Genomic DNA, 7819 nt, shown 5'->3' on the forward strand with positions numbered 1-7819 from the left:
TGGACGGCGCCCGCCCGGTCGGCGATTTGTCGGACCATCGATCTGTTTAGCCTGTGAAAGACCAACCTTGTCGATTCTTCGCCATCTCGCGCCGCTGTCCCTGATCGCGCTGTTGCCCTTTGCCAATGCGACGGCGGCGACGCAGAAGTTCGTCGGCGCAGGCGGCACGGTTCGCCTCGCCTATCCGTCGAGCCTGACCCCGACGCGCAACTTTGCCGGCCGCGCGTTGATGACCAGCGGCTGGCGGACGATGTGGGACGGCACGCTGCCCGGGCGGGGCGTCGGCATCGTCCGGTTCTGGCAGGTCGCAAAGCCGACCGACGGGCAGGGGCAGGTGACCGAGATGATCCAGGTCGGCTTCAGCCGGAGCACGGCGGTGATCGCGCGCTGCACCACCGACGGGCTGACATCGGCGAACAGCCGCCGCCTCGCCGATCGCACGCTCGGCGGCCAGCGCTGGGCGACCTATGAGACGGGCGACGCCGGGATGAGCCAGCAGGTCCGAGCACTCACGCTGCGCAGCGTCATCGGCGGCACCTGCTACGCGGTCGACCGGATCACCTATGCGGCCAAGGCGGGATCGCCGCCGCCGCGCAATGCACCGACCCAGGCGGTTGCCGCGGCGCGGATGGATGCGATCCTGAAGTCAGTCAAGGTCGGCCGGCGGCGCTAGGCGGCCGCGCCGGTGTCGCTCCGCTGTCGCGCGTGGCACCGCAGCCATGGCTCGGGCGTAGTAGCATGATGGCAAAACTCGGCGACTGGCTCGAACCGCATCCGCACGGCATCCTCGTCAAGCCGATCGACGCATGGATCGATCCGTCGATCCCGAGCGAGAGGGCGCTCGTCACGCACGGCCATGCGGATCATGCGCGCGGCGGCCATGCCGCGGTCTGGGCGACGCCCGAGACGCTGGCGATCATGGACGCGCGCTATGGTCCGCAATCGGGTCACCCGGTCGCCTATGGCGAGACGATCCGCATGGGCGAGGTCGATATCGGTTTCGTCCCCGCCGGCCATGTCCTGGGTTCGGCGCAGATCGTGCTCGACTATCGCGGCGAACGGGTGGTCGTCTCGGGCGATTACAAGCGGCGGAGCGATCCGACCTGCACGCCGTTCGAGCCCGTCAAATGCGACGTCTTCGTCACCGAGGCGACCTTTGGCCTGCCGGTCTTCCGCCACCCCGATACCGGCGACGAGATCGACAAGCTGATCGCCGCATTGCACGCCAATCCCGACCGCTGCGTGCTGGTCGGGGCCTATGCGCTCGGCAAGGCGCAGCGCGTGATCGCCGAACTTCGCGCGCGGGGGCATGAGGCGCCGATCTACATCCATGGTGCGCTCCAGCGTCTGTGCGACCTCTACGCCGATCACGGCGTCCGGCTGGGTACCTTGCTGCCGGTTGCGGACGCCAAGAAGGCCGACATGGCGGGGCATGTCGTGATGTGCCCGCCCGGCGCGCTCAACGATCGCTGGTCGCGGCGGCTGCCCGATCCGATCACCGCTATGGCGAGCGGCTGGATGCGCGTCCGCGGGCGCGCGCGGCAGAAGAATGTCGAATTGCCGCTGATCCTGAGCGACCATGCCGACTGGGACGAGCTCATCGACACGCTCGCCGAGATCGCACCGCGCGAGGTATGGGTTACGCATGGCCGTGAGGATGCGCTCGTTCACTGGTGCATGACCCGCCAGATCAAGGCGCGCGCGCTGGCGCTGGTCGGGTTCGAGGACGAGGACGACTAGGCGGATACCGTCCGTGCGGCGGGGGTGATACGTGTTTTGCGCCACGGCAACCGGCGCCGCTCGAGCAGCGACCGCCACGCCCATTCGACCGGTGCGATGCTGAACGCACGCAGATAGGCATTGGCGAGCCACAACAGGCCGATATTGATCGCCAGCGCGATCCCCATCAGCGCCGCCCAGCCGAACTCGCCGTACAGCCCGAGCGCGAAGGGCGGGAACAGGATCCACAGGCCGATGATCGTCTGCAGCACGTAGAGCGACAGCGCGGTCCGGCCCGCGGCGGCGAAGGGGCGCAACAGCCGCGCGCCGAGGATCGTCCCGACCAGCAGATGGACAGCGCCGACATGGCCGAGCGTCATCGCCAGCCGGCTGACCTCCGCGGTAGCCCAGAGCGTCTTCGGCGCAGTGTCGAAGCGCATCTGCTCCGCCGCGCCGATCATCCGCAGCGGGATCGCGATCCCGTAGGCGACCAGCGTCATCCGTACGTAGAAGACGCGCGATCGTCCGCCCTGCAGGATGCCGAGCCTGTACAGCGCCGCGCCGATCAGCATCACGCCGGCCGCTTCCCACACGAACACCAGCTCGAGCCCACGGCTCTGCAGATAGGCGATGACACTCCACTGATACGCCGCCCAGGTCATGAAGCTGCCCGTACGCGCCTTGTCCTCGGCGGCGATCCGCGCAGCATCCTCGGCCTTGGTCTTGGCGCGTCTTGCAGCCCCCTCGGCGACCTTGGTCAGCAGCGTGCGGTCCGCGGCGGTGACCGGTCGCCCGGCGCGCTGCGCGCTTTCGATCGCGGCGACCTGCGCCTGGGTCTGCGTGGTGGAGACATAGCCGTAGGTGCCGCCGGCGAACTGCAGCGCCGCCGCCGACAGGCCGATGGTCAGAAGCAGGCGGGGGCGTAGTCCGCGAAACAGGAAGGCGATCAGTGCCGCGAGGCCATAGGTGTGGAGGATGTCGCCCGGCCACAGCAGGACGAGGATGTGCACCACGCCGAACGCAAACAGCAGCAGGTTACGCGCATAATAGCGCTTCATCACCACGCGCGTCCCCGCCAGTTGCGCGGCGCGGTCGGTCAGGATCACCATCCCGGCGCCGAACAGCATCTCGAGCATGCAGCGGGCGGTGCCGTTGGCGATCACCTCGCGCAGCCACCAGGCGATCTGGTCCTGTGTGGTCCAGCCGAAATGCCGGATATCGTCGAATGACGCGTAGAGCGACCCGCCCATGTCGTTGATGTTCATGAACAGGATGCCGAGGATCGCGATCCCGCGCAGGATATCGAGCACCGCGATACGTGGCGCGCCATCGGGCTCGGCCGCGGTCATCGGTGGCGACGTCGCCACGCGCTCGGCGTCGCCATCACGGCTGGCGGAAAGGTCGTTCATCGGTCTGGGCCCCCCCGTGATGCAAGCCGGACGCTACGCCGATCCGGTGCGAAGGCAAGCGTCAGCCCGTACCCTCGAGCGCCCGCGCCCGGCGGCGTTGTACCGAACTGCCGATGCCGAGCGCCTCGCGATATTTGGCAACGGTGCGCCGGGCAATGTCGAAGCCCTTGCCGTCGAGCAATTCCACCAAAGTATCGTCGGACAGGATCTTGGCACCCTCGTTCGCGATCAGCGCCTTGATCGCGCTCTTGACCGCCTGCGCCGACACCGCATCGCCGCCGTCCGCCGACTGGATCGCCGAGGTGAAGAAATATTTCAGCTCGTACAGGCCGCGCCCGCACGAGACATATTTGTTGCTGGTCACGCGGCTGACGGTCGATTCGTGCATCTCGATCGCGTCGGCAACCATCCGCAGCGTCATCGGCCTGAGATGTGCGACGCCGTGGAGGAAGAACGCCTCCTGCTGCTTCACGATCTCGGTTGCGACCTTGATGATCGTGCGCTGCCGCTGGTCGAGCGCCTTGACCAGCCAGTTCGCGCTGGCGAGACACTCGCTGAGCCACGCCTTCGACGCCTTGTCCTGCTCGCCGCGCGCCAGTTCGGTGTAATAGCTGCGGTTGACGAGGATGCGGGGCAGCGTCGCGGTGTTGATCTCGATGCTCCAGCCCGTCTTGGTCCGCGCGACGAACAGGTCGGGCACGACCGCGCGGCTCGGCTCGCCGCCGAACCGGCATCCGGGCTTCGGATCATAGCCGCGCAGCTCGCGGATCATGTCCGCCATGTCCTCGTCATCGACCTGGCACAGGCGCTTCAGACGCCCGATCTCGCCCCGCGCCAGCAGGTCGAGATTGTCGATGAGCCGCGCCATGCAGGGGTCATAGCGATCCGCCTCCCGCGCCTGGATCGTCAGGCATTCGGCCAGGTCGCGCGCGCCCACCCCGGTGGGGTCGAAGGTCTGGATCACCGCCAGGACATGCTCGACCCGGGCAAGCGCGACGCCCAGCCGGTTGGCGATCTCGAGCAGCGGCACGGTGAGATATCCCGCCTCGTCGATCTGGTCGATCAGATGCGCCGCGACGAACGCATCGTCCGCGGCGATCGCGGGGCCCGCCTGTGCCAGCAGATGATCCGCAAGGCTGAGTCCGGTATCGGCAAAGCCGTCCAGATCGAGACCGTTCCCGTCGCCATCGCTGCCACCGCCCGCGCCGGCCCCGCTCATCGACAGCGCGCCGTCGGTGCCGCTGCCACCGTCGGCGACGCTGTCCTGGTGATGGCTTTCGGTCGCATAGTCGATGTCGAGCGCGGGCTCGTCGCTGCCGACACTGCCGCTCACCAGCTCGTCGGCGGCGACGCGTTCGTCGCGGGGGGCGGCGTCGTCAGGTTCCGGTCCGGCGTCGCGGTCGGGTCTGTCGCCATCGTCCGCGGCGCCCGCCTCAAGCAGCGGATTGCGCTCGATCTCCTCGGCGATGAACCCCTCGATCTCCAGGTTCGACAATGCCAGCAGCTTGATCGCCTGCTGCAGCTGCGGGGTCATCACCAGCGACTGCGATTGGCGAAGGTCCAGGCGAGGCGCGAGGCTCATGACACTAGAGCGAGAAGCCCTCGCCCAGATAGAGGCGGCGGACGTTCGCGTCGGCAACCAGTTCGGCCGGGCTGCCCGAGAACAGCACGCGGCCATCGTAGATGATGTAGGCGCGGTCGACGATGTCGAGCGTCTCGCGGACATTGTGGTCGGTGATCAGCACGCCGATATCGCGGCGCTTGAGATCCTTCACGAGGTCGCGAATGTCGGCGATCGAGATCGGATCGATGCCCGCAAACGGCTCGTCGAGCAGCATGATCGACGGCTCGGCGGCCAGCGCGCGGGCGATCTCCGCCCGGCGCCGCTCGCCGCCCGACAGCGCCATCGCGGGCGCGGCGCGCAGCCGGGTCAGGCCGAACTCCTCGAGCAGCGTGTCGAGCTTGCGCTCGCGCACCGCCTTGTCGGGCTCGGACAGCTCGAGCACCGTCAGGATGTTCTTCTCGATCGTCAGCCCGCGGAAGATCGAGGTTTCCTGCGGCAGATAGCCAAGACCCAGGATCGCGCGCCGATACATGGGCAGGCGCGTGATATCGTCGCCGTCGAGCATGATCCGGCCCGAATCGGGCTTCACCAGCCCCATCACGGAGTAGAAGCACGTCGTCTTGCCGGCGCCGTTCGGCCCGAGCAGCCCGACCACCTCGCCACGCCCGACCGACACCGACACATCGGTCAGGACGGTGCGCTTGTCATAGGATTTGGCGATCGACACGACCTGAAGGCCGTTGGTCGTGGGCGCTTCGACGATCGCGTCGCCGTGCGGGCCGGGGGGTTTCGATCGGGGGCAGCGTGGGGGCATCCATCAGGCTTTGGCCTTGCTGAGGGCGGGCGGGTAAAAGCGGCTGGCGCTCGGCTGGCGGGTTTCGCGGATGACCGGCGGTGCGCGCATCGGATCAGTTGCGCTTGGGAACCGAGAAGGTGCCCGTCACGCGCCCGCCCGTCTGGGTCACGGTGCCGCCGCTGGCCGTCGCGCCGCCGCTGCCGCGGACCGACGATCCGTCGATCACCGCGCGACCGGTGTCGAGGTTCATCGTCAGCCGCCCGCCATTCACGGTGTTGCCACCCTGGGTCAGCGTCACCGCGCCGAGCATCGTGATCACCCGCCGGTTGAGGTCGTAGATCGCATATTGGCTCTTCGCGGTCTGGTCCGGCCGGCGCACCGTCACGCCGCCCGACGCGTCGAGGCGCGACACCTGCGGGTTCCCGCCGACCACTTCGCCGGTATAGGCCACCGTCATCCGCGCCGAATTCAGCGTCATGTCCGCCTGCTTGACCGACACGCTTCCGTTCAGCACCGCACGGTTCGCCTTGTCCTGCAGCTCGATATGGTCCGCACCGAAATCGATCGGCGCGTTCGAGTTGTGCGCACGTTGCGCGGAGACGCCGGTCGCCGCGAGCGCGGAGAGCATCAGGAGGACGGAGCTTGGTATGAGGCGCATGGCGGCTATTTCGGCCCTCGCGGCACGATCCGCAAGCGCGCATTGCCGTCGAGCCTGACGGTGCGGGCTTCCAGATCGGCATGCAGCTTGTTTGCACTGAACACGCCCTGCGGCACGGTTCCCGTCACCGCACTGCCGCTGTCCATCGTCCGCGCGCGTATGTCGAGCGTCGCATTGGTGGTTTTCAGGTCATAGCCGTTGGGAGCGGTGACGTTGAGCGGGCCGTTCAGCTGCACCTTCTCGGTGTCCATGTCGTAGCGCCCGGAATTCGCCCTGATGTTGGCGGGGCCGTCGGCGAGCTGGAGCTGCGCGCTCAGCGTGTTGAGCTGCACGATCGGCTCCGCCGAACTCTTCTGGATCGCCGAGCGGGCGTCGAGCGTGAACGCCTGGCCCTTCGAATCCTGCCCGCGATATTGCGCGGCCTGCAGCTTCATGCGCTCCTGCGCGACCTCGACCTTGTTCTTGTCGAGCACGAACGACACGTCGCCGCCCGCGGTCAGCGGCGCCATCACAAGGAATGCGGTCAGCACGCCGATCGCGGTCGGCAGGCCGAGTCGCGCCAGTCCGACGACGCGGTCGTGGCGGCTGCCCGGCGCCGCCCAGACCTGACGCGGCGAGCGGGCCTGCCGGATCGTCTTCGCCGATGCGTCGGACGGGGGCGCCATGGTCATGTCAGGCGTGCGCGAAGATGTCGATCTCGGGCCATCCGGCGAGATCGAGCGCGGCACGGGTCGGCAGGAAGTCGAAGCATTTCTGCGCGAGCTCCATGCGGCCTTCGCGAATCAGCCGCTTGTCGAGCTCTTCCTTCATCCGGTGCAGGAAACGGACGTCGGACGCGGCATAGTCTTTCTGCGCCTCGCTGAGATTCGGGCTCCCCCAGTCGGAGGATTGCTGCTGCTTCGACACGTCCTGGCCCAGCAGTTCGCGGACCAGCTCCTTGAGGCCGTGCCGGTCGGTATAGGTCCGGACCAGTCGCGACGCGATCTTGGTGCAATAGGCCGGCGCCGCGACGACGCCGAGATAATGCTGGACCGCGGCGATATCGAATCGTCCGAAATGGTAGAGTTTCAGCCGCTCCGGATCCGCGAGCAGCGCCTTGAGGTTGGGCGCCGCATAGTCGCTGTCGGCCGCGAACCGGACGAGATGTTCATCTGCGCCGCCATCCGACAGCTGCACGACGCAGAGCCGGTCGCGCGGCGTGATGAGGCCCATGGTCTCGGTGTCGACGGCAATCGAGGCGCCCGGTGCGAAGATCCCGGACGGGATGTCGCCTTCATGAAGATACACTGTCATGCGGTGGCCCTAGCGGTCGGGGGCGCCTTGCTCAATGGTCCTCCGCGATGACGCGGGTGCGCCATGCTTTTGCCGCGATCATCGCCAATGGAGCAAGCGGACAAGATTCTGTTCGCGATAGCTTGATTTTTGCGCTATGCCCTTCCCCAAGGCGCAAAAGGTTTCGCGCCCGAGGGCCCGCGTTCGTCGTCCGGACACGCCGGCTTTTGGAGAGATTTTGCGGGCGAACCGGGAAGACGATCAGGGCTTATGGGTTTCGATAAAGGTGGCCGCGGGAACCGTGGCGGGCGTGGCCGCGACAAGCGCGACAGCTTCGGCGGCGGCAGCGACGATTTCGGTGGCGGCAGCAGCTTCGGCGGCGGCGGTGACCGGTTCGGCGG

General features: G+C 67.6%; 8 protein-coding genes. 2 read left to right on the top strand and 6 right to left on the bottom strand.

The genetic code is table 11. The features are described from left to right. Positions 1-67 precede the first annotated feature (67 nt). Together NI18_RS11320 and NI18_RS11325 are read left to right on the top strand one after the other, a co-directional pair. Positions 68-673, top strand: coding sequence for a hypothetical protein (locus tag NI18_RS11320; protein WP_031438832.1), 606 nt, complete (start codon positions 68-70; stop codon positions 671-673). Positions 674-741: 68 nt separating this feature from the next. Beyond that, positions 742-1740, top strand: coding sequence for a ligase-associated DNA damage response exonuclease (locus tag NI18_RS11325; protein WP_031438833.1), 999 nt, complete (start codon positions 742-744; stop codon positions 1738-1740). On the opposite strand, the gene NI18_RS11330 is transcribed toward NI18_RS11325, so the two are convergent. The 6 genes from NI18_RS11330 to NI18_RS11355 form a co-directional block, all read right to left on the bottom strand. Next, entirely contained in the window at positions 1737-3128 is a 1392-nt protein-coding gene (locus NI18_RS11330) for a DUF418 domain-containing protein (protein WP_084215164.1), read from the bottom strand. The two genes, NI18_RS11325 and NI18_RS11330, sit on opposite strands and share 4 nt — an antisense overlap. A gap of 61 nt (positions 3129-3189) precedes the next feature. Beyond that, positions 3190-4710, bottom strand: coding sequence for an RNA polymerase factor sigma-54 (rpoN, locus tag NI18_RS11335; RefSeq protein ID WP_037529967.1), 1521 nt, complete (start codon positions 4708-4710; stop codon positions 3190-3192). A gap of 4 nt (positions 4711-4714) precedes the next feature. Beyond that, positions 4715-5506: an LPS export ABC transporter ATP-binding protein gene (lptB, locus tag NI18_RS11340; protein ID WP_306286382.1), complete on the bottom strand. Its 792-nt coding sequence runs from the start codon at positions 5504-5506 to the stop codon at positions 4715-4717. A 94-nt stretch (positions 5507-5600) separates the two neighbouring features. Beyond that, complete coding sequence (locus NI18_RS11345) at positions 5601-6146, bottom strand: LptA/OstA family protein (RefSeq protein WP_031438837.1); 546 nt, start codon at positions 6144-6146, stop codon at positions 5601-5603. Between the two features lie 5 nt (positions 6147-6151). Further along, the gene (gene lptC / locus NI18_RS11350) at positions 6152-6817 is read right to left on the bottom strand and encodes an LPS export ABC transporter periplasmic protein LptC (RefSeq protein ID WP_306286383.1); all 666 of its coding nucleotides are present in this window, start codon (positions 6815-6817) and stop codon (positions 6152-6154) included. A 1-nt stretch (position 6818) separates the two neighbouring features. Further along, the gene (locus NI18_RS11355; RefSeq protein WP_031438839.1) at positions 6819-7439 is read right to left on the bottom strand and encodes a ribonuclease D; all 621 of its coding nucleotides are present in this window, start codon (positions 7437-7439) and stop codon (positions 6819-6821) included. Positions 7440-7819 lie beyond the last annotated feature (380 nt).

The sequence above is a fragment of the Sphingomonas sp. Ant20 genome, assembly GCF_000783375.1.
In the GTDB taxonomy this organism is placed as follows: Bacteria; Pseudomonadota; Alphaproteobacteria; order Sphingomonadales; family Sphingomonadaceae; genus Sphingomonas; species Sphingomonas aerolata.

Coding starts and splice junctions, on each gene's coding strand:
- NI18_RS11325 (WP_031438833.1), top strand. CDS start 742: ATGGCAAAACTCGGCGACTGGCTCGAACCGCATCCGCACGGCATCCTC.
- NI18_RS11330 (WP_084215164.1), bottom strand. CDS start 3,128: ATGAACGACCTTTCCGCCAGCCGTGATGGCGACGCCGAGCGCGTGGCG.
- rpoN (WP_037529967.1), bottom strand. CDS start 4,710: ATGAGCCTCGCGCCTCGCCTGGACCTTCGCCAATCGCAGTCGCTGGTG.
- lptB (WP_306286382.1), bottom strand. CDS start 5,506: ATGCCCCCACGCTGCCCCCGATCGAAACCCCCCGGCCCGCACGGCGAC.
- NI18_RS11345 (WP_031438837.1), bottom strand. CDS start 6,146: ATGCGCCTCATACCAAGCTCCGTCCTCCTGATGCTCTCCGCGCTCGCG.
- lptC (WP_306286383.1), bottom strand. CDS start 6,817: ATGACCATGGCGCCCCCGTCCGACGCATCGGCGAAGACGATCCGGCAG.
- NI18_RS11355 (WP_031438839.1), bottom strand. CDS start 7,439: ATGACAGTGTATCTTCATGAAGGCGACATCCCGTCCGGGATCTTCGCA.